Source organism: Pontibacter virosus (genome assembly GCF_003096355.1).
Classification (GTDB): Bacteria; Bacteroidota; Bacteroidia; order Cytophagales; family Hymenobacteraceae; genus Pontibacter; species Pontibacter virosus.
In genome coordinates this window covers 570,473-592,840 of sequence record NZ_QEKI01000001.1, presented here as the reverse complement: position 1 = coordinate 592,840, position 22,368 = coordinate 570,473, and the positions used below count along the sequence as shown (strand labels likewise).

Sequence of the window (22,368 nt, the reverse complement as noted above, 5' to 3'; positions counted from 1 at the left end):
CCTGTAGCAGGGGCCTTTTGCTTTACTTGGGTTTATGTCAGCTGGCTTTGTTGAACCTGCCTTCCGGCCTTGGTCTGCCGCTGGATATGTCGTGCGGGTTATTGGTGATCTCCTGCTCTCTGAACAGCACCGCATGCTCCTTGGGTCGTATCTCCTGGCCAAACTCTGCGGCATACTGCTGCGTGAACTCCGCACCGAAAAGCACGATCAGCGACGAGTAATAGATCCACACCAAAATCACGATAATAGAGCCGGCTGCCCCGTAGGCCGAGCCCGGATCGCTGGTGCTGATAAACCAACTGATCAGGAATTTGCCAATGGTGAACAGCAAAGCCGTAATCAAAGCGCCCACCCACACATCTTTCCATTTGATATAGGCATCGGGCAGATATTTGAAAATAAGAGAGAACAGCGCCGTGATAATGGCAACTGACAAGATGAAGTCCATGGCCTTGATGAGGTAGTACAGCACATCGGGCGAGATGAACTGCAGATAGCTGTCAAATATCTCACGGAGGTAATCGCTCAGAATAGAGATGACGGCACTCAACAAGAGTGACACCAGCATCAGCAGGGCGATGCTCAGCACGATGCCAAACGAGAACAGGCGCACTTTGAGCATCTTCACGATGCCGTTCGTCGGTTTTGGTTTTACGTTCCACACCCGGTTCAGCGACTCCTGCAACGTGGCGAAAAACGTGGTAGACGCAAAAATAAGCGTGCCTATACCTATCCAGAACGCTATACCGCCTCCTTCGCTCAAAGCCGCATTCTGCACAATGGTTTCAATGGACTCAGCCGCGTTAGGGCCTATCGCCCCCGAAATCTGGCTGGAAAGCTCACCGGAAACGGCCTTTTCCCCAAAAAAGAACCCAGCTGCCTGTATGATGATGACTAGTAGGGGAGGAATGGAGAAAATAGCATTGAAGGCCAGCGCTGCCGCGAGCATCAGAGAGCCATTGTCCAGAAACCCGTTGAAGGTGTTCTTTGTGAGCGGGAATATAATATCGGTTATAGATTTCGCCATATCGTTTGTCAGTATCAGAATAGCTTTTTGATACGGCGGCTCTAAATGTTAGGTTGGAAATGCTATAGCTTATCAGTGGTGGCAGTCAGGGAGCCACGTGCATGCACGACGGCCTGTATACCTGCCGAACTCAGATAGATGTTCTCAAGCGCCACCTCGCTGATGGCCCCACGCAGCAGCACCATGGCGGCATCTTGCGTGGGTATAAATCCGTACACGGGAGCGAACTTAAAGTATGGCCCGATGTCGCTACGAAACCTCCTCCAACTGCTGTTGTTGTTCCTGCTGCTGTCCGGCTGCGCCCAAAACCCCGAAGACAAAGCCAAAAGTATAGCCAAAGAGGTGTTGGAAAACATGGGCGGGGAGAAAGGCTGGAACGACACCCGTTACCTTGCCTGGACCTTCAACAACCAGTACCAGGTGTGGGACAAACACCAGAACCGCTTCCGTTGGGAGCAGGACAGCCTCGTGGCCATTATCAACACCGACACCAAGGACGGCAAAGTATACGTAGAGGGTCAGGAACTGCAGAACCCGGAGGAGAAACAGAAGCTGTTGGAGCGCGCCTATGCCCTCTGGATAAACAACTCCTATTGGCTCGTGATGCCCTTTAAGCTGCAGGACGAGGGCGTAACGCTCCGGTATGTGGGCGAGGAGCAAACCATAGATGGGGCTCCGGCCGATGTGCTGGAGATGACCTTTGCCCAAGTGGGCCTCACGCCGCAAAACAAGTATAAACTATGGGTGGATAAAGAGCAAGGGCTAGTAACGCAGTGGGCCTTCTTCCGAAGCGCAGAGGATGACGAGCCCACTTTTACCCGGCGCTGGAGTGATTACGAAGACTACGGAAGTATAAAACTGGCCTCCGACCGCAGCAATGCCCAGGGTGAATTCAAGCTGACCGACATAGCCGCTCCAGCCGAGGTGCCGGATACCGTGTTCAATAGCCCCACCCCAATCGAGAAACTTTAGTTCTTAGAATACAAGACACAGGATCATTGTATGCCGATCCGGTATGGAATAGAAGCAAGGGGAAGGGCCGCCAGGTATGGCGGCCCTTCCCCTTGCTAAAAAGTCTTAAGTCCTGCGTCCAGCGCTACAGCTTATCGATGGTTGCGGTCAGGCTGCCACGCGCATTCACAACAGCCTGTATACCTATTGGGCTCAGGTAAATGTTTTCAAGTGCCAGATCGCTAACAGCACCATGCAACAGCACAGACTCGTGTAGGCGCCCCGACTTGTTTAACGTCTGCTGCAGCATATCGCGTACATCGGTCAGCTGGCTCTGCACCGGTATGTTCACTTGGCTTTGAATCATTTCTTTGAACTTGTTTTTGGCGAGCCAGTTGGCGGTGCTCAGCAACATGTCTTTGGTATCGAGATCATAGTCCACGTCACGCAGTTTGATAGAGGCGGTTTGTGCATCGTAGTAGGGGGTGCCACGGAGGTAGATCTTGCCGACTAATTTCTTAGTAAAGAGGCCTGCCTTGGTTTTGCCGTCTACGTCCAGCATCAGAATCAGCTGCTCGCCACTTGGAGTGATGGCGGCGTCTCTCACCGTCAACTGGCTCTTGCCGTCGTCAAAGGTGTAGGTCTGGTTAGCCACCTGTTGCTGTAAAAGGGTGCTGGCCTGGGTATAGGGCACGGTAGCGGTTAGTCCGATCTGGATGTCATCGCTCAGGCGGCTGTCGATGATCAGGCGGGGCAAGGTTCTGTTTACCTGTGTCTGTGGCTTGCCGTCGGTGCTCACCTGTATAAAAGAGTTAATGCCCAGGCGGGTGTGCAAGCTGCCGTTGTGGGCGTAGAGCGGCGCCATACGCACCTCCTGCGGCTTCACGGTGAGCCAGGCGTTGAGGTTGTCATCCAGCTTCACGGGCTGCTGCAGCTGCACCCAGGTGTCGGTCACGTACTGGCGCAGGTTCAGACGGTTCTGTATTTCTTTGTCCAACTGGCGGGCAATCGTGTTCATCTGCTGCTTCATGGCAGGCTCTATAAAGCGCGCCAGCCCGATCTTGAGCGGACCCAGATGGATGTAAGGCTTGGTGTTGCCCCACTCAAAACTGCTACTCGTGATGGTGTTCACCTTGTAATCGTTGGTCAGGCCGAAGCGGCTTTCGGTTTGCACCACCATGTCAAAAGAGGTGGCCTCAGTTTTGCTAAACGAAGGGCAGGTTTTGCAAGGCCCCCACTGCCAGCGTCCTTTGGCGTGTACCTGCAGCGGCACATTGAAGTAGAGTTTGTCCTTCTCAGCCCGGATAGTCATGCGCCCCTTCTTGAGCACTGTCACCATCAGGTCGTCATCCTCCAGGTTATCGTCTTTGTACAGGGTGCCCCGCAACTCGTGGTTGAGCTTGTCTTCGATAGCAGACAATGGAATGGAGACAGGTATGGTGATAGAAGAGAGTTTCGGCTGGTACACAGGTGCATGCGCCACGGTAGCCGGTGGGGCTATGGTGTTCAGACGGGCAGTACTGGAGCAGGCCTGAAACGCAAGCACGCTGGCCAGTACGAACAAAATAAAAATCAACTGTAGGGTAGTGAGTCTGAACACGAAGTATAGCCTTCTAAATAATGGCGCAAGTTACGGCTTCTGCCCATTACCCGTACGCAGCACGAGGCGTATGTATCAGGTTTCCTGACCAGCAGGTTGCAGGAGCCGGGTCAGCATGGCGCGAATGCCTTCTTCGGTGTCAACAATGCCGCACTCCTGAATTGTTCCTTTCAGGTAAGTAGCAAAAAAAGGCGTGCCTGATAGTTTGACTTCCTGGCTGGACACAGGGTTCTCGCTGGCGCTCATGCGCGTGAAGGTGATACTGTTGTATTGAGGTTCAGTGGAGAGCTTCCGGAAAAAAGGGGATAACTGCTTGCAGACGGGGCATCCCGGATCAGTGAATTTTACGATCACTCTTTCTTTTTCAAAAATCAGCTTGCGCAGCTTATCGTCATTTATATCAGTTACAGTCATGTTTCATTATTTTGAAGTCGGTGAACCTGCCGCGGCACCGTTGTAACTTATAGACGTTTTGTGCAAAATATAGGTTAACTGCTGAATAAGAAAACAGCCGCCAACAAGATGCAGGCGGCTGATTGTACAAGTGTAGCTAATCTTTAATTTTTATTAAAATACAAATCCAACCCGGAGGCCTCCATTGGCAAAGGGAGAGAAGCGAATAGAGTGGTAGCCTTCCAGGTCTTGAGAAGAGTTAGGTAAATCTCTTTTGAAGGTAGTTTCAATGTCATTGTATTTATTATAGCGCACGCCTGCACCAACTTCGAACCCCATGTAAAAACGTGGCGCAAAATAATAATCGACACCTGCCAGGCCGTTCAAGCCTATATTGAAATTGGCTCGATCCGCTGAACTGTTATAAGCTGTCGATCCCTTTACAGTGAAGTAATCCGTTTCATACTTCGATGTTCTGAAACCAATCGGCAACTCAACTCCGATATAAGGTGAAAGCCTGTTAGTACCACCAAAGTGCCTTTCTATACCTGGTGCCAGGCTAATTCCGAAAGTAGAGCTATAGACATCAGCGTCCATTTTGCTATAGGTATAGTCTAGACTGGTGCCTAGACGCAGGGCCTTATGTTCGGCAGTAAACTTACGGACACGCAGCTGGCCACCGTTCAGGAATGTGCCATATTCCAAATTGACACTTACTTCAGTAGTAATGTCGCCATTAGTTGGCTTATAAGCTTTGTTTTCAGGTTGCACTACCTCTGCGGTTTGCGCCTGCGCGGTGAAAGCTGCGGCCAGGCAGCAGGAAAGGGCTAGTAGTTTTAGTTTCATCTAGATGGTTTGGTTAAGTATATATAGTGAAAACCAAATACTATGCCATGTTGAATAATTTGAGGTGTAAGTATGGATTAAAATTGTTCTAATTAGATCTTGTGTTTTATAAGTATCAGGCATACAGTGAGTTTTCTGAAAATAAGAAAGCGGATGATGCTTTCGCACCATCCGCTTTCTGCTTTATACTTTGTAAAATTAAGGCCTTGGAAGATAATCAGATGATGTGTTTTACCCTATAAGTCCTTTGTCAAGATAATCAAACAACTTAAGCCAGCGTCTGCTCCTCCTTCATCTTCTTCAGATTAAGTAGCATGTCCTCGGTCATGGCGTCGAGGTCGTAGCCTGGCTTCCAGCCCCAGTCCTGTTGGGCGGCGCTGTCGTCGATGCTCTGCGGCCACGAGTCGGCAATTTGCTGACGGTAGTCGGGCTTGTAGGTGATCTTGAAGTCAGGTATAAACTTTCGGATAGACTCGGTGATTTCCTTTGGCGAGAAGCTCATCGCGCTCAGGTTGTAAGAGTCACGGATCTTCACCTGTTCGGCCGGTGCGTGCATCAGGTCTAGCGTCGCTTTCAGCGCATCCGGCATATACATCATCGGCAGGTAGGTGTCCTCGCTCAGGAAGCACTCAAAGGTTTCGACCTCCAACGCTTTGTGGTAGATATCTACGGCGTAATCGGTGGTGCCGCCGCCTGGCAGGGCTTTGTAGCCAATCAGACCCGGGTATCGGAGGCTACGCACATCGAGGCCATACTTCTGGAAATAGTACTCGCACCAGCGCTCACCAGCCTGCTTGCTGATGCCATAGACCGTGTTCGGATCCATAACAGTGTGCTGCGGGGTGTTCTGGCGCGGGGTGTTCGGGCCGAAAACGGCAATGGAGCTGGGCCAGTATACCTTCTGCACCTTGTGCTCCAGCGACAGGTCCAGCACATTGAAGAGCCCTTCCATGTTCAGCTTCCAGGCAAACTTGGGGTTGCGCTCACCGGTGGCCGACAGCACGGCGGCCAGGTGGTAAATCTGCTTGAATTTATATTTAGAAGCCAGTTCGGCCAGCACGTTTGTGTCCAGCACATCCACTTTCTCAAATGGGCCCGAGTCGCGGAGGTCTGCCTGCTTGGGAGCCGCAATGTCGGCTGCCACTACATTAGACCCGCCGTACATGTTGCGTAGCTCCAGGGTGAGTTCAGAGCCAAGTTGTCCGCAGGCGCCAATCACCAATACCGTGTCACTTGTGTTTGCCATAGTCTTTAAATTATTTGCACAAAGTAACCGATTTCAGGTCAATCCTGAAAGTGTGACCGCAAGAATCCTAGGGGGCGTAAATAGAAAACGCCTGCCAAAGGCAAGCGCTTCAAGCTCACTAACTTAATCTTAACCTATATTATTTTCACCATGAACCAAAGGTATAGCGGCGAATCGGGTACTGAAAGGACGTAGGATAGATTTAATGATTAAGTAACGCAATGGTAAAATAGAAATAATGCCATCCTGTTTCAGGAGTGCGTTTTTCTTATATTTGTTGAGCAAAAGGCCGGTTTAGCTAGCATGGCAGGCCAATTAGGTGAATATAAACACGATTCAGGCCTGTTTGCGTACCTTTGTAGGTATAGCACACGGTCAGCGCACTATGACGTTTGAAGAGTACCTCATAAAGAAGCGGATAAACAGGGAAGCCTTTGCGGCAGAAGACCCGGCCCGGTACCAGGCCTGGGAAAGCATGTATGCGCAAATGCATCCCAATAGCTTTTATGTGGCCGTGAAGATGGTGCTCAACAACGTGCGGCTGCGCTACCACCTGCGCGAAGAGGACGTACCAAGGCCAGCCACCACAGCGGCTCCTCGACCAGCGGCCCGACGCGCTGCTGCCCCTGCCGGTAGAACTGAAGCAGTACCACCAACGGCCGTGCCTGAGACCCCGACTGCTATACCTGTTTTCCCCGATGTTCCACAGGAAACATCTGAGGAAAAGCCGGTTACACCAGCTGCAGCGCCTAAACCAAGACCTGTGGTGCGTAGGCCTGCCGCCTTGAAACCACCCGTAGAAGGAGAGGAAACCACATCAGTGGATAAATCTGCAGAAGAGGCCACAAAACCAGCCGTACCACGAGCCAGGCCTGTGATCAAACGTCCGGCTGCCTTGGCAAAATCAGAAGATCAAACAGCTAAACAGGAGCTAGATGCTAACGCTATACCTGATCAGGCAGCTGCTTTGGAAGCCGAAGCAACTAAGCCAGCCCGTCTGCGACCGGTGATCAAACGACCTGCCGCACTGCAAAAGCCTCCGCAAGGTGAGGAGCAACCCGCGGCGGAACAGCCAGCCGAAGGTATAGCGCCAGCCAGCGATACTACCGCAGAAGCACGAAAAGCGCCTCGCCCAAGGCCCGTCATCAAAAGGCCAACCGTCTTACAGAAGCCTGTGGAAGAGCAACAGTTGGATTCAGGTATAGAAGACAAGCCTGCTGCAGAAACAACGCCAGCAGGTATAGGCAACTCGACACAGCCTATCGACGAAGGTGCTCCAAAGCCGCCCAGACCACGGCCTGTCATGAAGCGCCCGGCTGCTTTATCCAAACCTGCTGCTTCGGAAGAGAGGCCAGAAGAGGAAAAACCTGCTGAGGGTGAGGTTATTATGCCTGAGTCTAATGCCAACGTATCTCTGGGGAACAAGGCTCCATCAAATGCATCTGAAGGGAAAACGTTAACTGTTGCACCGATTTCAGAAACGCAGCCAGCAGGGGAAAAGCCGCTGGAAAATACGCCGGATACTGAGCCAGGTACTTTGTCGCAAGCCAAGCCGCCAAGACCACGGCCCATCATCAAGCGACCGACACCGCCCGCAGCGGCTGTACCAGAGACGGATCCGAGCGCAACAGAACAGCAGGAGAATTCTACAGCAATAGACAAAACTGAGGTAGCACCAACTGGAGAGGCGCCTATACCTGAGGAACAGACGGAAAAACCGAAACCACCACGGCCACGGCCCATCATCCGCCGTCCTCCGCCCAAAACTGAAGAATAAGCAGGCGCTATACCTGCCCGACCAAAGTAAAAAAGTAACAGCCTAACGAAGATAACCCATGTACGAAACCTTAAAACCAGATTTAGAAAAGCAGCTTGCCGAGATCAAGGAAGCTGGTTTGTATAAGCAGGAGCGCATCATTACCACGCCGCAGGGTGCTGACATTGATACGACCCAAATGCAGCACGTGCTTAACTTCTGTGCCAACAACTACCTGGGCCTGTCGGCTCACCCGAAGGTGATTGAAGCAGCCAAGCACGCCATCGACACACACGGCTACGGCATGAGCTCGGTGCGCTTTATCTGCGGCACGCAGGATATCCACAAAGAGCTGGAGCGCAAAATCTCCGAATTTCTGGGCACTGAAGACACCATCCTTTACGCAGCGGCCTTCGACGCAAACGGCGGTGTGTTCGAGCCTTTGTTTGATGCGGAGTCAGCGATCATTTCAGATGCCCTGAACCATGCTTCGATCATCGACGGTATCCGTCTGTGCAAAGCGCAGCGTTTCCGTTACGAGCACAACAACATGGAAGACCTGGAGGCCAAGTTACAGGAAGCCGTGAATGCCGGCACCAAGCACCGCATCATCGTAACCGACGGCGCTTTCTCTATGGACGGCACAGTGGCTCAACTTGATAAAATTGTAGAGTTGGCCGACAAGTATAAGGCCCTGATCATGGTGGACGAGTGCCATAGCTCTGGCTTTATGGGCAAGACCGGCCGAGGCACGCACGAGTACCACAACGTTATGGGTCAGATCGACATCATCACGGGCACACTCGGCAAGGCCTTGGGTGGTGCCATGGGTGGTTTCACGTCAGGTAAAAAAGAGATCATCGACATGCTGCGTCAGCGCTCGCGGCCATACCTGTTCTCTAACTCACTGGCTCCGTCTATTGTGGGCGCTTCCATCGCCGTGCTCGACCTGCTGAGCTCCACAACCGAGCTGCGTGACAAGCTGGAGTGGAACACCAAGTATTTCCGTGAGCAGATCACAGCCGCCGGTTTCGATATCAAACCAGGCGACCACCCAATTGTGCCGGTTATGCTCTACGACGCCCCGCTGGCGCAGGAGTTCGCGGCCCGCATGCTCGACAATGGCATCTACGTGATCGGTTTCTACTACCCGGTAGTGCCAAAAGGCCAGGCCCGCATCCGGGTACAACTCTCCGCCGTGCACGACCGTGTGCACCTGGACAAATGTATCGCCGCTTTCGTGGAGGTAGGTAAAGAGCTTGGCGTGATCAAGTAAGATTGCAAATCCATCAAGGTATAGAAACAGCCGCTTCCATTGGGGAGTGGCTGTTTTTTTTATTACTTTGTACTCATCAGTTATACCTATACCCGCCATACCTATGAACAACATAAAAGTAAAGGCTGGTCAGTTGCTACTCGGTACCGTGCTGGCCTGGTTAGTAATCTCGTTTCTAGCCTATGCCACGGCAGGTATACGGGGCGAGGTCAACCTGACGGGTACGCTACTGCAAATTACCTTTTACTTCTCTATTCTACTTTCAGCTGAAGCTTACCTGAGCATGATGCTCAACCCGCAGTGGGTGCGTGTGAACCTGGGCATGGTGCTGCTGCTTTGTGCTCCGGCCTTAGCATACCTGGCGTGGTTTGTCAGCCAGATTCTGTTTGGATAAATCTGTTCATCCTTAAACCCATTCTATGCTATTCTGTTTTATCCAAAACGATCCTTTCTTCAGCTCCATCGTGCTGTTGGTGGTGGCTCACTACTTACTGGTGGTGCTTTCGCTGCTGCACCTAATTTTCAGAACAAATTATACCCTAACGGAGCGTCTGCTTTGGATGGTCGTGCTGTGGGTTGTGCCGGTGTTCGGGTTGCTGGCGTATTGGGTATTCTGGAGCAGGAGAAATAGGGTATAGACGCAAAAAAGCCTCCGCTTAGCGGAGGCCCTTTCCATAGTTCTAAGTATTATCTTAAATGCGCTGTGGCTATTCTTGCTCTTTAGAAGCGTCCTGGCCTTGTTCGTCAAGGGTGATCGTGCCAGACTGACCTTCTTTGTTGGTCAGGTTGATCTCGTAAACAACTTTTGCGTCAGCTGCACCTTCAGCTGGCTTCACTTTGTAAATGTCGCCTACAGTCCACTCTTTATAAGTTTCGTGATCCAAAACCGCCTTTACAGGAGCAGGAAGCTGGTCTTTAGTAACTTTCTCTTTATTGTCGTTCTGAGTTTGCGTCTGGGCTTGCTCAGCAGCCTGTGTAGCTTGTGCGTTTGCATCGATTGATGTAAATCCAAGAAGGGCGATGGCGGCTGCTAAAAAAGTTGCTTTTTTCATGTTATGCTTATTTAGTTCTGATTAACATTTGATTTCGGATATCCCTATTGGCATAACCGTGCCACAAGTTCATTTTTTAATCAACTGACTGATAATCAGAATTGTATATTTTTTGGTGCTTTCCCTAAACTGTGGAAGCGCATAGAAGGGTGGGGAACCGCTTCCACACATTGTGGTGTGAGACCCCAATGAGGTGGTGTCAAAATACAGTATAGACACTAAGTTTGTGCCAGGTCAAACAAAAAAGCCAACCCTGAGAGGCTGGCTTTACTGTTAGCTTATGACTTATACCTTACGCAGCACTCACCGTCTTCTCGGTAGGAGCGGGTGTAGCGGCGGGTTTCTGGTCTGTGTCGAATAAGAACTGGTTGAGCTTCACGCGCAAGTCAGCTGAAGAAAGATTACGGTATACCTCGGCATTGCGCACCAGCGCGATCTGTCCTGTTTCTTCCGATACCACCAGCACCACACTGTCGGTCACTTCACTCAGGCCAATAGCCGCGCGGTGGCGCAGGCCCATCGAAGCAGGTATGTCGTTGTTCTCTGTTACCGGCAATATACAGCGGGCCGCTTTGATGCGATTACCTGATATGATCACGGCACCGTCGTGTAGCGGACTCGTCTTGTTAAAGATCGACATCAGCAACCGCTTCGAGATCACGGCATCGATCAGGTCACCGGACTCAGCGTAGTACTTCAGTTCAGAGCTCTTGGCAAACACGATCAATGCGCCTGTGTTTTTAGCGGCTAGCGATTTGGCGGCTTCAATAAAAGGAGTGAGGCTGAGTTTCTCAACCTGATCGCGGCGCCATGGGAAACCCCGGAAAAGACGGTCGTTGTTAAAGGCAGTAGTTTTGCCAATAAGCAGAAGGAAGCGACGAATCTCAGGCTGGAATACGATGATAGCTGCGAGCACACCCACACCCATAAACTGACCGAGAATGATGCTGAGCAACTCCATGCCTGCTGCTCTTACTACCAGGTATAGCAGGTATACGGAGAGGAGCCCCAGGAAAATTTTGAGGGCCACGCTACCGGTCAGGAGTTTGTAGAGCTGGTAGAGCAATACTGTAACAAGCAGGATGTCGAGCACATCCAGCAACTCAATCTCCAAAAAGCCTACTGTAAATAAAGGAATCAATGCGCTACTTTCGTGTATAGTTGGATAGTCTGTTTAGTTTCTTTTACGTCGTGCACCCGCAAAATGTCGGCGCCTTTTGTTAACGCGATGGTGTTAAGTGCTATTGTGCCAGCCAGTGCTTCAGATTGGTCAATACCAAGGTATTTGTAGGTCATGGACTTACGGGATACTCCCACTAGTAACGGCAGCTCGAGTATGCGAAGTTCCTCAAGGCGGCGCATTAGCTCAAAGTTCTGGTCCACGGTCTTGGCAAAACCAAAACCCGGGTCCAGTATGATGTCGTTCACGCCCAGGTTTTTCAGCTGCGCCACTTTAACCTGCAGCTCGTCTATCACCTCCAGCACCAAATCGTTGTAGTCCGTCAGGCTGCTCATGGTCTGCGGTGTGCCGCGCATGTGCATCAGGATGTACGGCACCTGCAGTCGCGCCACGGTTTCGAACATGGCCTCGTCGAGGGTACCGCCCGAAATGTCGTTGATGATAGATGCGCCCGCCTGTATACCTGCCTCTGCCACTTCAGCCCGGAAAGTATCCACGGAAATAATAGCCTCTGGAAAACGCTGCATAATCGCCTCCACGGCAGGTATAACTCTGTCCAACTCTTCGGCTACGGATACCTCCGCAGCGCCCGGTCGGGAAGAGTAACCTCCCAGGTCAAGGATGTCGGCGCCGTCGCGCAGCATGGCTTCGGCGCGGTGCAACACGTCATCGAGAGAGCTGAGGCGACTGCCCGCATAAAAGGAGTCAGGGGTAACGTTGAGGATGCCCATGACGAGCGGCGTGTCCAGCGAAAGGATTTTTCCGCGGCAGTTAAGTGTGCTTTTCCTTCGAAAAAACTTATCTTTCGATTCCAATGTTGGCGTATCTGTCAATCGTTTAAAATTAAAGCTAAAAAGTTGATTAGTCAAACACTCCAGGAATATAATCAGGTAGTAAACCGCTGCAAAGACACCTTCGTCAAGAAGACCAAAGATTACGGCACCGCCTGGCGCGTGCTGCGTTTGCCGTCCATCACCGACCAGATCTTTATCAAGGCCCAGCGCATCCGCTCCATTCAGGAGAAGGGGAAGCAAATGGTGGAAGACGACATCCGCGACGAGTTTGTGGGCATCATCAATTACTGCGTGATCGCCCTGATGCAGCTTGGCCTTCAGGAGAGCGACGAACTGACGCTTTCGGCAGAGGAGGTGGAGCGCATGTATACCGCCCACATCGAGGAGAACATCAAACTGCTCAATGCCAAGAACCACGATTACGGCGAGGCCTGGCGCGACATGCGCGTGAGCTCCATCACCGACATCATCCTGATGAAGCTCTACCGCACCAAGCAGATCGAAGACAACGAAGGCCATACCCTGATTTCTGAGGGTGTAGAAGCCAATTACCGCGATATGATCAACTATGCTGTGTTCGCGCTGATCAAGTCGGGCTTTGCGGAGAAGGTGAAGTAAGGTATAAGCTAAATACAAACATGTCATCTCGACCTTTGGGAGAGATCTGGAGCTTTATTGGTTAGAGCTGTTTAATTAACAGGAGAGACTTTACTAAAAAGCATATAATGAAAAATATACTATTAGTTTTTTTCTTACTGTTTTCCTTCGACTGCTATGCAATAAAACCAGTCAGAGAATATGTAACTACGCCAGACAGTCTGGGAATGAGTTATGAGCAGCTGAGGATCAAAACCATGGATGGTTACTCCATCAACACATGGGTAATTAAGCCAACTGCGGGCAAAGACAAGAAGATCACTTTGGTGTTGACTTATGCTGATAGCGGCAACATGTCCTATTGGCTCTACCATATCAAAGCTCTCACAGATAATGGCTTCACTGTGGTAGCCTATGATTATAGGGGGTTTGGAAAAAGCTCTGACTTTGAAATTAACCCACTTAACCTCTACTACAATGAGTTTGCCACCGACCTAGTAGCTGTGTTGGGGTGGACAAAAAAGAACATCAAGGGGAATAAAACAGGAGTGCTGGCATTCTCGATGGGAACAATCGTCGCGACGCTTGCCCTGCAGGACGAGAAAGTTGACTTTTTGATAGGAGAAGGATACGTCTATGAACCTAACACTTATGCTTCAAAAATAAAGTTGTTGAAAGACAGGGATATTGTCCTGCCGAAGGGTGCCGACAGGTATAGCGCTAAGTTGAAAAAAATAAAGTGCAATATGCTACTCGTGGCGGGTGAGAAAGATAAATTCACTACAATAGAAGACAGTATTAAGATTGCCCAGCAAAGGAATAACAGAGCAACCTTAACACATAGCGGTAATCATACTGAAGGCTTTATAACAATGACCCAAGACAGCTTCGGTGATTTGTATATAAACGAACTAACCAAGTTCACCCAAAAACAAAAAGCAATAAACGGTAACAAGATCTAATGCACATAAACTTGCATTAGCTAGGCCGATACTTTTACTAAAAACCACAAACATAATTCCCACCCCCTCCTGTTTTTAGGAGGGGACAGGGGGGAGGTCAATCATGAAATACATCACCAAATTTTTCTGGCTCTTTGTAGGGGTGCTGTTCATCTTCTCGGGGCTGATCAAGATTAACGACCCGGTGGGCACGGCTATCAAACTGGAGGAGTACTTCGAGGTATTCGCCCATGATATTTCTCCTGTGTTTTTGTCGCTGGTGCCGGCGGCGCTGTTTCTGTCCATCTTCCTGAGTGCGGCCGAGATCGTGCTTGGGGTGGCCCTGCTTATTCGCTGGAAACTGAAAGAAGTGCTGTGGCTGCTGCTGGCCATGATCGTGTTCTTCACCTTCCTGACCTTCTACTCGGCCTACTTCAACAAAGTAACCGACTGCGGCTGCTTCGGCGATGCCATTAAACTCACACCATGGGAGTCGTTCACCAAAGATATTGTGCTGCTGGTGATGATCGTTTGGCTGCTGCTTTACCGCAGGCATTTACAGCCGCTGGTGCAGTCCAAAGTAGGAGCGGCCGTAACAGCGCTCACCGCCTTGATATCGGTAGGCATTGGCTGGTACGCCTACGAGCACCTGCCTTATGTCGACTTCCGCGCCTATAAGATAGGCAACAACATTCCGGCTCTGATGAAGCCCTCGGCACCGCTGCGCTACAAGTATGTAATGGTGAAAGACGGCCAGGAGGAAGAGTTTGAGGAGTATCCGATGGACGAGGCCTACACCTTCAAGGAGATGGTGGCCGTGAACCCGGAGGATGGCCCGAAGATTACCGACTTTAACGTGTGGAACGACCAGGGCGATTTCACGCAGGAGATCCTGAGCGGCAACAAACTGCTGGTAATCGTGCATAGTGTAGAGAAAGCCAACCGCAGCAACATCGATAAGATAAGCAAACTGGTGCAGGAGGCTGAACAGCAAGGTATAACACCGGTGATTATCACCTCGTCCGGCCGACAGGAGTTTGAGGCTTTCCGCCACGAGGTTGGTTTGGCCGCTCCGTACTACTTCGGCGACGGCACGGTGCTCAAAACCATGATGCGCTCCAACCCCGGCACCATGCTGCTGCAGGACGGCACCGTAAAAGGCCTGTGGCACCACAACGACACACCTGAAGTGTCGGAGTTGGTGAGTTTGCTCTAAGAGAAAAGCTATACCTTAACTTTGAACACACAGCGCATTTTCCTGATCGGTATGATGGGGGCCGGCAAGACCACACTGGGCAGGCAGCTGGCTGAGCGGCTCGGCTATGCCTTTGTAGACCTCGACGAGTACATTGAGCATAGGGAAGGCCACAGCATTGCGCAACTGTTTGAGGCAGGAGGGCAGGAACTGTTCCGGCAGAAAGAACGGCAGGCGCTGGAGGCAGTGGTGCAGGAATTTGAGCAAGCAGTGGTTGCTACTGGCGGCGGCACTCCCTGTTTCTTCGACAACATGAATTTTATTAACCAGCATGGCATCAGCATTTTTCTGGATGCGCCAGCCGAGGAACTTGCCAAGCGGTTACTTTTAACAGATTTAAGCCAGCGGCCTCTGCTGGCTCAGAAAAATGAAGCCGAGCTAAAGGATTTCATTGTCAAAACATTAGCTGAACGCATTGCCTATTACAGGCAGGCCAGGTATACGCTATCGGGAAAAAGGTATAACATTGAACGGTTAGAATCGTTAGTTAAACCATAACAAAATCTTCTCGTTACCGCTTGTGTATTGCAGCGGATAAATACATACGGTATACCTAATATTTAACTAATTTTGCAGTTAAAATCCGTTTTTAGCAAAACCTGACTATGAAACCCAATCACAAAGGACAAGCGCAGATATTCCAGAACCCTGTGCTGGAAAGACTGACACGTACACACATCGCACTACCTATTTCCATCTTTATTGTCATCGCCATCGGGTTGATTTATTATGGGATCACGTACAGCTTCATCAACGTGCTGGAGGCGATCAGCTTCTTTCTGCTGGGCTGGCTTATCTTCTCGCTGATCGAGTACTGTGCACACCGTTTCGTATTCCATATGGATACCGACACGCCTATGAAGGAACGCATCCAGTATACCTTCCATGGCAACCACCACGAGTTCCCCAAGGACAAAGAGCGCCTGGCCATGCCTCCGATCGTGAGCTTGTTCATCGCTTCGTTCCTTTTCTTTGTGTTTAAGTTGATCTTCGGCCAGTTTGTGTTCGGGGTGGTAGCCGGTATGCTGTTTGGCTATGCGCTATACCTGTTTGTGCACTATGCGGTGCACGCCTATGCGCCGCCCAAGAACTTTCTGAAGCAACTCTGGATCCACCATAGCATTCACCACTACAAGGACCCGAACGTGGCCTATGGCGTATCGTCTCCGCTCTGGGACTACATACTGGGCACCATGCCGAAACGCACAAACGCAAAATAAAGAGAGCATAAAATCAAAAAGGGAGCCATTTGGCTCCCTTTTCTTTTGTGTTAGGCATTAAGCTTATCGTCTGAATCGGCTAAACAGCCAGCCTACCAGGGCTACGATCAGAACGATGATGATCAGCGCGGTCCACATGCCCGCCTCAAAAATGTCTCCTATTAGTTCGCAGCTGCTCAGCGTAACCGCCATCAGGACGAATAATACGGATAAGTATGCTCTTATATTCTTCATAGTCTTATTTAGTTTAAGTTGTAGCACAGCACAATGGGCACTTATAAAGTGCGCAGCCGCGGTTAATATGACGAACTTGTCATATATATATCAGATACTTACTTTTCAGGGAAAAGGTTGGCTTTTGGGAGGTAACAAGTCGTAGGGATAGTCAACCGAAAGGGTATAAAACAAAAAAGCCACTCGATTGAGTGGCTTTTTGCTCCCCCTCCTGGGCTCGAACCAGGGACCCCCTGATTAACAGTCAGGTGCTCTAACCAACTGAGCTAAGGAGGAATGTTTATGTTCAGTGACGGCCTCTACCGTCGAATGATGGTGCAATATTACGGCGCCGAAGCTTACTACGCAAGTGCTGGGCTAAAAAATATTTTGAGTGAATTGTAAATGGTTGTGAATCAATCTGAAAATTTCAATTAAAAATGGAGAGCAGAGAGCCGTTTAGCGCGGTGCGGTATTGCCTGAGTCCGTACACGGCAGGACCCGCCATTACACCACCCTGAAAATTGAACTGCGATCCGCAGCAGGTGTCTACCATAAACAGGTTAGACTGGTCTGCTTCTACCTGGCCACAGGGTGCACTCGCAGTCGGGTCGTAGGGACAGGCGCGTTCAAAAGCCAGGTATAGGTTGGCGTTCTGCCGGACCACGATGATGCCTTTGTAGCCAGAGTTCAGGTATACGTAGCCCCCATCCTGGCGCAGGCGGGTGTACAATTGGCTGTTCACGTTTATCTGCTCGCTCACCGGTACATTCGGTATGCCCGGGCCCTGGTTGTCGCTACCACAGGAGGCAAGCAGTACCAATGCCAGCAGGCAGAGGAGCTTACTGATAGTCGTAGAAGCCTTTGCCAGACTTGCGGCCGTGGTAGCCGGCGTCCACTTTCTGCTGCTGTATGCGGCTCGGTCTGAATTTCGGGTCATAATGGAAAGCCTCAAACATAGAGGAAGTAACAGAATAATTGGTGTCTACGCCGATGAGGTCCATCAGTTCGAAAGGTCCCATCTTGAAGCCACTGGCCTGCATGAGTCGGTCTATCCCTTTGGCGTCGGCCACCCCTTCTTCGAGCAGCTTGAGCCCCTCTACATAGAAGTGACGGGCCACCCGGTTCACGATAAAGCCCGGTGCGTCTTTGGCCATCACCGGCTTCTTGTCCAATTTTAAAGCCAGTTGTTTTATCGTCTCGGCTACTTCCGGCGACGTGGCGGCTCCTGAGATCACCTCCACCAGCTTCATGATGTGGGCCGGATTGAAGAAGTGCATGCCCACCACCCGCTCCGGATGCGGTATACCTGCCGCAATGCGCGTGATAGGTATAGACGAGGTGTTGGAGGCGAAAATAGTATCCGGCGTGTTCACCGCATCCAGGTCCTTGAAAATGCTCTGCTTCACCTCCAGGCGCTCTACCACGGCTTCAATGATAACGTCGCAGCTCAGCTGCAGCGTATCGCCGGTATAGGTTAAGTTCGCCAGAGCGGTCTGTTTCTCAGCCTCGGTCAGTTTGCCGCGCTCTATCCCTTTATCGAGGTTCTTTATGGTAGTGGCTTCGGCTTTTTTGAGCACCTGCGTATTGATGTCGAACAGGATGGTCTTATACCCGGCCTGCGCACATATCTGCGCAATACCTTGGCCCATGGTGCCCGCACCTATTATACCTATGGTTTTAATCGCCTCGAAGTTCATTTGTTGAATTGCTAAATGGTTGAATGGTTAAATTGTTATAAAGTTAAATTGTTGATTGGCTGTGCTATACCTGAAAATAAGCTATTGGCAAAGCCCAACAATTTAACAATGCAGCAATTCAACAATTTACAACACTCCTTTAAACTGCCGCAGGAAGCGTACGTCGTTTTCGGTGAACAGGCGCAGATCGCGGATCTGGTAGCGGAGCATGGTGATGCGCTCGATACCCATGCCGAAAGCGAAACCGGAGTATACCTCCGGATCGATGCCGCAGTTACTGAGCACGTTCGGGTCAACCATGCCTGCGCCACCAATCTCTACCCAACCCGACTGCTTACAGATGTTGCAGCCTTCGCCTTTGCAGATCAGGCACGAAATGTCGATCTCGGCGCTCGGTTCTGTGAAGGGGAAGAACGACGGACGGAAACGGATCTTGGTCTCCTGCCCGAACATCTCTTTGGCAAAGTAATACAGGGTTTCTTTCAGGTCTTTGAAGCTTACGCCTTTGTTCACGTACAGGCCCTCTACCTGCTGAAACACCATGTGCGCACGGGCCGAGATGGCCTCGTTGCGGTACACGCGGCCCGGCATGATGCTGCGCAGCGGCGGCTGGTTGTTTTCCATCAGACGCACCTGCACGTTGGAGGTATGGGTGCGGAGGAGTTTGTCGCGGTCTTCGCTTAAAAAGAAGGTGTCCTGCATTTCACGGGCCGGGTGGTTCTCCGGGAAGTTCAGGGCCGTGAAGTTATGCCAGTCGTCCTCGATCTCCGGACCGTCGGCCACGTTGAAGCCGATGCGCTCGAAGATGCGTACGATCTCGGCGCGCACCAGCGAAAGTGGGTGACGGGTGCCCAGTGTGTTAGGTATAGGAGGTAGCGAAAAATCAAAAGCGTTCTCGGCTTCAGAGCCTGCCTTGGCATTAGCCAGTTGCTCCTGCGCGTCGTCGAAGCGGGCCTGTGCACGGTTTTTGAGCTGGTTCAGCTCCTGACCCACCTGGCGGCGCTGCTCCGGCGCCACAGATTTCAGGTCATCAAAAAGGGCGGCAATAGCGCCTTTGCGGCCAATGTAAGCGATTCTGAATTGCTCCAACTCGGCAGCGCTCCCAAGCTGCGCGGCCTCTATCTCTTGTGCTACTCTCTGTATATTCTCAACCATAGTATGCAAAGATAATAATTTGCGAAATTTAGCGGTTGTTTTGATTTTATAAATCAGGGCGCCCCCTGCTCCCTTCAAAGCAAGGCCGTTTCATTCTCCTTTTTTGTCATCCTGTAAGGATCTTGGTGGCAAGTAGTATAGGCTTAACCTCCCGGGGGAAGGGGCCCTCTATTTCAACCAAGTTTCTTTACAGAATGACAATAGGTTTTAAGGACATTCTTTTAGAATGAAACGACTCTCCTTTGAAGGGGGCGTGGGGATGAAATCACAGTAGGTAAATGTTTCAAATTAAAATCCTAATTTGCTTTACCGACGCCAACCGGCCGTTTACCGACTTCTGTCCAAGGGTAGCCTAATAGCCATTGAGCTGAGCGCAGGCATCTTATACCTTTGGTACAGATCTTAAAACTAAAACGAAATAAAGCCATGAAAAATCAAGATTATAAAAGCGGCGGTTCCGGCAAAATGGCCGGTGTTTTCCTGCTGATGGTGGGCGTACTACTGCTTACCGCTAAAATGGGCATTTTCTTTCTGCCGGGCTGGGTGTTCTCCTGGCCGATGTTCCTGATCGCGTTGGGCGTTTACCTGGGCTTCAAGCACTCCTTCCAGAAACCGAGCTGGCTGGTGCTGATCGTGATCGGCGGCGTCTTTCTGCTCGACCGGCACTTCTTCCTCGACATTAACCTGAAACTTTACTTCTGGCCTATTCTGATCATCGGGCTGGGTTTGTGGCTGATCCTCAAACCTAAGAAGCGAAACCCCTGGGAAAACCTGGTTGGCACAGGCAACCCGGCAAGACCCGAAGATGACCCCGGTTACTATACCGACCCGGTGAACGGAGCCTACCCCGGTGCCTATACCGACTACACGGGGGAAGAGGCTTATACCTCAGGTGCCTATACCGGATCACCCGACCAGGCAGCGTACGGACCCGAAGACCGCATCGACAGCGCCGCTATACTGGGCGGCATAAAAAAAAACATCGTCTCTAAGAACTTCAAGGGAGGCGAAGTGGTGAGTGTGTTCGGGGGTACGGAGTTGAACCTGATGCAGGCTGACATACAGCACCCGATCGAGTTGGAGGCTACGCAGATATTCGGGGGCACTACCCTGATCATACCGCCGCACTGGCATGTTAAATCCGACGAGATGGTGGCCATACTGGGAGGCATAGACGACAAGCGCCCGGCCATGCCGCAGGGCTACGACCCGAACAAGGTGCTGATCCTGAAAGGTGTTACCCTCTTTGGCGGACTAAGCATTAAGAGTTACTAATGGAGGGGGTGGCCTCACAGGTGCGTCTGGTGCTGCTATACCTTGGCTGGGCTTTGCTCTGGTCGCTGGTGCAGGTGCTGGTGCTTTGGCAGACGGGCTTCGGGTGGCGCATCATCGTGCCGGATGCCTTGCTGACCAATCTGTTGCTTGCCATTGGTGGCTTTGCGATGGGGACGGGTTTGCGTTACTACCAGCCCAGCTTACGGCAGGCGGGCTACCTGCTGGGTTGGAGCCTGGGCTTGGCAGGTATAAGCGCCACCATCTTTTACTGGAGCACCCATACTTTGTTTGAAGAGAACGCGCTATACCTGCGTTTCGTGGATGGTACTCTGGCCGTTCGGGTGGCTTTTAACTGGCTGATGCTCCTGCTGATGCTGCTGTTGACTTGGCTCTGGTTCTATACCCGCGAGCTACAGGAAGCCGAGAACCGAAAAGCCGCCACCGAAAAGCTGGCCCGGGAGGCAGAGCTCTACAACCTGCGCCAGCAGCTGCAGCCGCACTTTCTGTTCAACAGCCTCAACTCCATCAGCGCGCTGGCCGTGAGCCGGCCGGAACAGGCGCGTACCATGGTGCAGCAGCTATCGGATTTTCTGCGCGGCACCCTGCGTCAGGACAACAACCAGTTGATACCGCTGGCCGAGGAACTGAAGCAACTGCAGCTGTACCTGGACATCGAGAAAGTGCGCTTCGGGCACAGGCTGCAGGTGGAGGTGGAAGCGACCGAAGAAAGCCAGACTCTAAAAATGCCCGCTTTGCTCTTGCAGCCGGTCGTGGAAAACGCCATCAAGTTCGGACTTTACGACACGGTAGGAGAGACGGCTATCAAGGTAGAGGCCTCTGCCGCCGACGGCTACCTGACTATCACGACCCAAAACCCATACGACCCCGCCACCAGCCAGCCCCGCAAAGGTACCGGCTTTGGGCTCGATTCGATTCAGCGCAGGCTATACCTGCTCTATGCCCGGCAGGACCTGCTGCGCACCATACAGCAAGACCATCAGTTCACAACCACCATTAAGATACCCCAGCACTATGAAAAAATGCCTGATAATAGATGATGAACCACTGGCCCGCAGCATTGTGGCCGAGTACCTGCAAGCCTATCCCGAGCTGGAAGTGGTGCAGGAGTGCGGCGACGGTTTTGAGGGTGTGAAGGCCATTCTGCAGCACCAGCCCGACCTGGTCTTCCTCGACATCCAGATGCCCAAGATCAACGGCTTCGAGATGCTGGAGCTCGTAGAGCAGGCCCCCGGCGTTATCTTTACCACTGCTTTCGACGAGTACGCCATCAAAGCTTTCGAGGCCAATGCGGTGGATTACCTGCTCAAGCCTTTCAGCAAGGAGCGCTTCGATGCGGCCATACGCAAGTGGTTGCAGAGCCGGGCGGCAGCACAGGCTATACCTGTAACTGAAACGCTGGAGGAGGCAACCGGCAAGCAACCTGAGGAACAGCACCGCATTGTGGTGCGTGCCGGCAACAATATCCGGATTATACCTGTGGGAGAGGTGCTATACCTGGAGGCCTACGATGACTATGTGAAGATTCATACCCGCGACGGCGTTTTCCTGAAAAAGAAGACCATGGGTTACTACGAGAAGGCGCTTAGCCCGTCTCAATTCGTGCGCGTGCATCGCTCCTACATCATGGCCCTGTCGCAACTCACCCGCATTGAGCCTTTCGAGAAAGACAGTCACGTGGCCCTGTTACGGAACGGCGAGCGCATTCCGCTAAGCAAAAGTGGCTATACCCGACTGAGGGGAGTACTGGGTATATAGACATATTCCCCCTTGGTTATATTTGCATTTATCTGATTATAAATTACTTTTTAGCGTTCAGAGGCAAAATGCTAGTGTCTGAATCAGCTTTTGCACTGTTTGTCTAAATAGTTTT

General features: G+C 51.4%; 26 protein-coding genes and 1 tRNA gene. 13 read left to right on the top strand and 14 right to left on the bottom strand.

The features are described 5' to 3' along the window. Positions 1 to 37 precede the first annotated feature (37 nt). Both C8E01_RS02605 and C8E01_RS21575 read right to left on the bottom strand, forming a co-directional pair. Positions 38 to 1,027, bottom strand: coding sequence for a YihY/virulence factor BrkB family protein (locus C8E01_RS02605; protein WP_243409390.1), 990 nt, complete (start codon positions 1,025 to 1,027; stop codon positions 38 to 40). A gap of 62 nt (positions 1,028 to 1,089) precedes the next feature. Then, positions 1,090 to 1,245 (bottom strand): hypothetical protein, encoded by a 156-nt coding sequence (locus C8E01_RS21575; protein ID WP_165820539.1) that lies wholly within the window; start codon positions 1,243 to 1,245, stop codon positions 1,090 to 1,092. 25 nt (positions 1,246 to 1,270) lie between these two features. Between C8E01_RS21575 and C8E01_RS02600 the strand changes: the two genes are divergently transcribed. Continuing rightward, entirely contained in the window at positions 1,271 to 1,999 is a 729-nt protein-coding gene (locus C8E01_RS02600; RefSeq protein WP_116541776.1) for a hypothetical protein, read from the top strand. Positions 2,000 to 2,123: 124 nt separating this feature from the next. Here C8E01_RS02600 and C8E01_RS02595 read toward each other — a convergent pair whose 3' ends face one another. From C8E01_RS02595 to C8E01_RS02580, 4 genes are all read right to left on the bottom strand, one after another. Beyond that, complete coding sequence (locus tag C8E01_RS02595) at positions 2,124 to 3,578, bottom strand: DUF4403 family protein (RefSeq protein ID WP_243409389.1); 1,455 nt, start codon at positions 3,576 to 3,578, stop codon at positions 2,124 to 2,126. Positions 3,579 to 3,653: 75 nt separating this feature from the next. Further along, on the bottom strand, positions 3,654 to 3,992 hold the full coding sequence (locus tag C8E01_RS02590; protein ID WP_116541775.1) for a thioredoxin family protein: 339 nt from the start codon (positions 3,990 to 3,992) through the stop codon (positions 3,654 to 3,656). A 153-nt stretch (positions 3,993 to 4,145) separates the two neighbouring features. Continuing rightward, positions 4,146 to 4,817, bottom strand: a complete 672-nt coding sequence (locus C8E01_RS02585; protein ID WP_116541774.1) for an opacity family porin — start codon at positions 4,815 to 4,817, stop codon at positions 4,146 to 4,148. A gap of 268 nt (positions 4,818 to 5,085) precedes the next feature. Then, a complete protein-coding gene (locus C8E01_RS02580; RefSeq protein WP_116541773.1) occupies positions 5,086 to 6,063 on the bottom strand; it encodes an NAD-dependent epimerase/dehydratase family protein in 978 nt (325 codons plus the stop codon). Between the two features lie 346 nt (positions 6,064 to 6,409). On the opposite strand from C8E01_RS02580, the gene C8E01_RS02575 reads away from it, so the two are divergent. The 4 genes from C8E01_RS02575 (at position 6,410) to C8E01_RS02560 (ending at position 9,733) form a co-directional block, all read left to right on the top strand. Further along, complete coding sequence (locus tag C8E01_RS02575; RefSeq protein WP_133242703.1) at positions 6,410 to 7,840, top strand: hypothetical protein; 1,431 nt, start codon at positions 6,410 to 6,412, stop codon at positions 7,838 to 7,840. 58 nt (positions 7,841 to 7,898) lie between these two features. Then, positions 7,899 to 9,095, top strand: coding sequence for a glycine C-acetyltransferase (gene kbl / locus C8E01_RS02570; protein ID WP_116541771.1), 1,197 nt, complete (start codon positions 7,899 to 7,901; stop codon positions 9,093 to 9,095). A gap of 103 nt (positions 9,096 to 9,198) precedes the next feature. Further along, positions 9,199 to 9,489: a hypothetical protein gene (locus tag C8E01_RS02565; protein ID WP_116541770.1), complete on the top strand. Its 291-nt coding sequence runs from the start codon at positions 9,199 to 9,201 to the stop codon at positions 9,487 to 9,489. A gap of 25 nt (positions 9,490 to 9,514) precedes the next feature. After that, positions 9,515 to 9,733, top strand: a complete 219-nt coding sequence (locus tag C8E01_RS02560) for a PLDc N-terminal domain-containing protein (RefSeq protein ID WP_116541769.1) — start codon at positions 9,515 to 9,517, stop codon at positions 9,731 to 9,733. Positions 9,734 to 9,802: 69 nt separating this feature from the next. Here the strand turns inward: C8E01_RS02560 and C8E01_RS02555 are convergent, their stop codons facing one another. The 3 genes from C8E01_RS02555 to folP all read right to left on the bottom strand — a co-directional run bounded on the left by C8E01_RS02555 (position 9,803) and on the right by folP (position 12,142). Next, positions 9,803 to 10,147, bottom strand: a complete 345-nt coding sequence (locus tag C8E01_RS02555; RefSeq protein ID WP_116541768.1) for a hypothetical protein — start codon at positions 10,145 to 10,147, stop codon at positions 9,803 to 9,805. 292 nt (positions 10,148 to 10,439) lie between these two features. Continuing rightward, entirely contained in the window at positions 10,440 to 11,288 is an 849-nt protein-coding gene (gene cdaA / locus C8E01_RS02550; RefSeq protein ID WP_116541767.1) for a diadenylate cyclase CdaA, read from the bottom strand. Further along, entirely contained in the window at positions 11,285 to 12,142 is an 858-nt protein-coding gene (gene folP / locus C8E01_RS02545) for a dihydropteroate synthase (protein WP_116541766.1), read from the bottom strand. The genes cdaA and folP overlap by 4 nt, the downstream gene beginning before the upstream one ends. Positions 12,143 to 12,184: 42 nt before the next feature. Between folP and C8E01_RS02540 the strand changes: the two genes are divergently transcribed. From C8E01_RS02540 to C8E01_RS02520, 5 genes are all read left to right on the top strand, one after another. Then, positions 12,185 to 12,739 (top strand): DUF1599 domain-containing protein, encoded by a 555-nt coding sequence (locus C8E01_RS02540; protein ID WP_116541765.1) that lies wholly within the window; start codon positions 12,185 to 12,187, stop codon positions 12,737 to 12,739. A 107-nt stretch (positions 12,740 to 12,846) separates the two neighbouring features. Next, positions 12,847 to 13,680: an alpha/beta hydrolase family protein gene (locus C8E01_RS02535; RefSeq protein WP_116541764.1), complete on the top strand. Its 834-nt coding sequence runs from the start codon at positions 12,847 to 12,849 to the stop codon at positions 13,678 to 13,680. 103 nt (positions 13,681 to 13,783) lie between these two features. Continuing rightward, positions 13,784 to 14,875 (top strand): BT_3928 family protein, encoded by a 1,092-nt coding sequence (locus C8E01_RS02530; protein WP_116541763.1) that lies wholly within the window; start codon positions 13,784 to 13,786, stop codon positions 14,873 to 14,875. 21 nt (positions 14,876 to 14,896) lie between these two features. Continuing rightward, positions 14,897 to 15,412, top strand: a complete 516-nt coding sequence (locus tag C8E01_RS02525) for a shikimate kinase (protein WP_116541762.1) — start codon at positions 14,897 to 14,899, stop codon at positions 15,410 to 15,412. Between the two features lie 107 nt (positions 15,413 to 15,519). Next, a complete protein-coding gene (locus C8E01_RS02520) occupies positions 15,520 to 16,134 on the top strand; it encodes a sterol desaturase family protein (RefSeq protein ID WP_116541761.1) in 615 nt (204 codons plus the stop codon). 63 nt (positions 16,135 to 16,197) lie between these two features. On the opposite strand, the gene C8E01_RS21570 is transcribed toward C8E01_RS02520, so the two are convergent. The 5 genes from C8E01_RS21570 to pheS form a co-directional block, all read right to left on the bottom strand. Then, positions 16,198 to 16,368, bottom strand: coding sequence for a hypothetical protein (locus C8E01_RS21570; RefSeq protein ID WP_165820516.1), 171 nt, complete (start codon positions 16,366 to 16,368; stop codon positions 16,198 to 16,200). Positions 16,369 to 16,570: 202 nt separating this feature from the next. Beyond that, positions 16,571 to 16,644: transfer RNA gene (locus C8E01_RS02515), tRNA-Asn, on the bottom strand. A gap of 133 nt (positions 16,645 to 16,777) precedes the next feature. After that, positions 16,778 to 17,287, bottom strand: coding sequence for a Rieske (2Fe-2S) protein (locus C8E01_RS02510; RefSeq protein WP_243409388.1), 510 nt, complete (start codon positions 17,285 to 17,287; stop codon positions 16,778 to 16,780). Next, on the bottom strand, positions 17,190 to 18,047 hold the full coding sequence (locus C8E01_RS02505) for a 3-hydroxyacyl-CoA dehydrogenase family protein (protein ID WP_116541759.1): 858 nt from the start codon (positions 18,045 to 18,047) through the stop codon (positions 17,190 to 17,192). Before C8E01_RS02505 ends, C8E01_RS02510 begins: the two co-directional genes overlap by 98 nt. Positions 18,048 to 18,173: 126 nt before the next feature. Continuing rightward, on the bottom strand, positions 18,174 to 19,202 hold the full coding sequence (pheS, locus tag C8E01_RS02500) for a phenylalanine--tRNA ligase subunit alpha (RefSeq protein WP_116541758.1): 1,029 nt from the start codon (positions 19,200 to 19,202) through the stop codon (positions 18,174 to 18,176). Between the two features lie 426 nt (positions 19,203 to 19,628). Here pheS and C8E01_RS02495 point away from each other — a divergent pair, with 426 nt between their 5' ends. Genes C8E01_RS02495 through C8E01_RS02485 form a run of 3 tightly spaced genes read left to right on the top strand, consistent with a single transcriptional unit; the run spans position 19,629 to position 22,253 of the window. Further along, positions 19,629 to 20,477: a LiaF transmembrane domain-containing protein gene (locus C8E01_RS02495; protein WP_116541757.1), complete on the top strand. Its 849-nt coding sequence runs from the start codon at positions 19,629 to 19,631 to the stop codon at positions 20,475 to 20,477. Beyond that, entirely contained in the window at positions 20,477 to 21,535 is a 1,059-nt protein-coding gene (locus tag C8E01_RS02490) for a sensor histidine kinase (RefSeq protein ID WP_116541756.1), read from the top strand. Before C8E01_RS02495 ends, C8E01_RS02490 begins: the two co-directional genes overlap by 1 nt. Beyond that, positions 21,510 to 22,253 (top strand): LytR/AlgR family response regulator transcription factor, encoded by a 744-nt coding sequence (locus tag C8E01_RS02485; protein ID WP_116541755.1) that lies wholly within the window; start codon positions 21,510 to 21,512, stop codon positions 22,251 to 22,253. The genes C8E01_RS02490 and C8E01_RS02485 overlap by 26 nt, the downstream gene beginning before the upstream one ends. Positions 22,254 to 22,368: the final 115 nt, after the last annotated feature.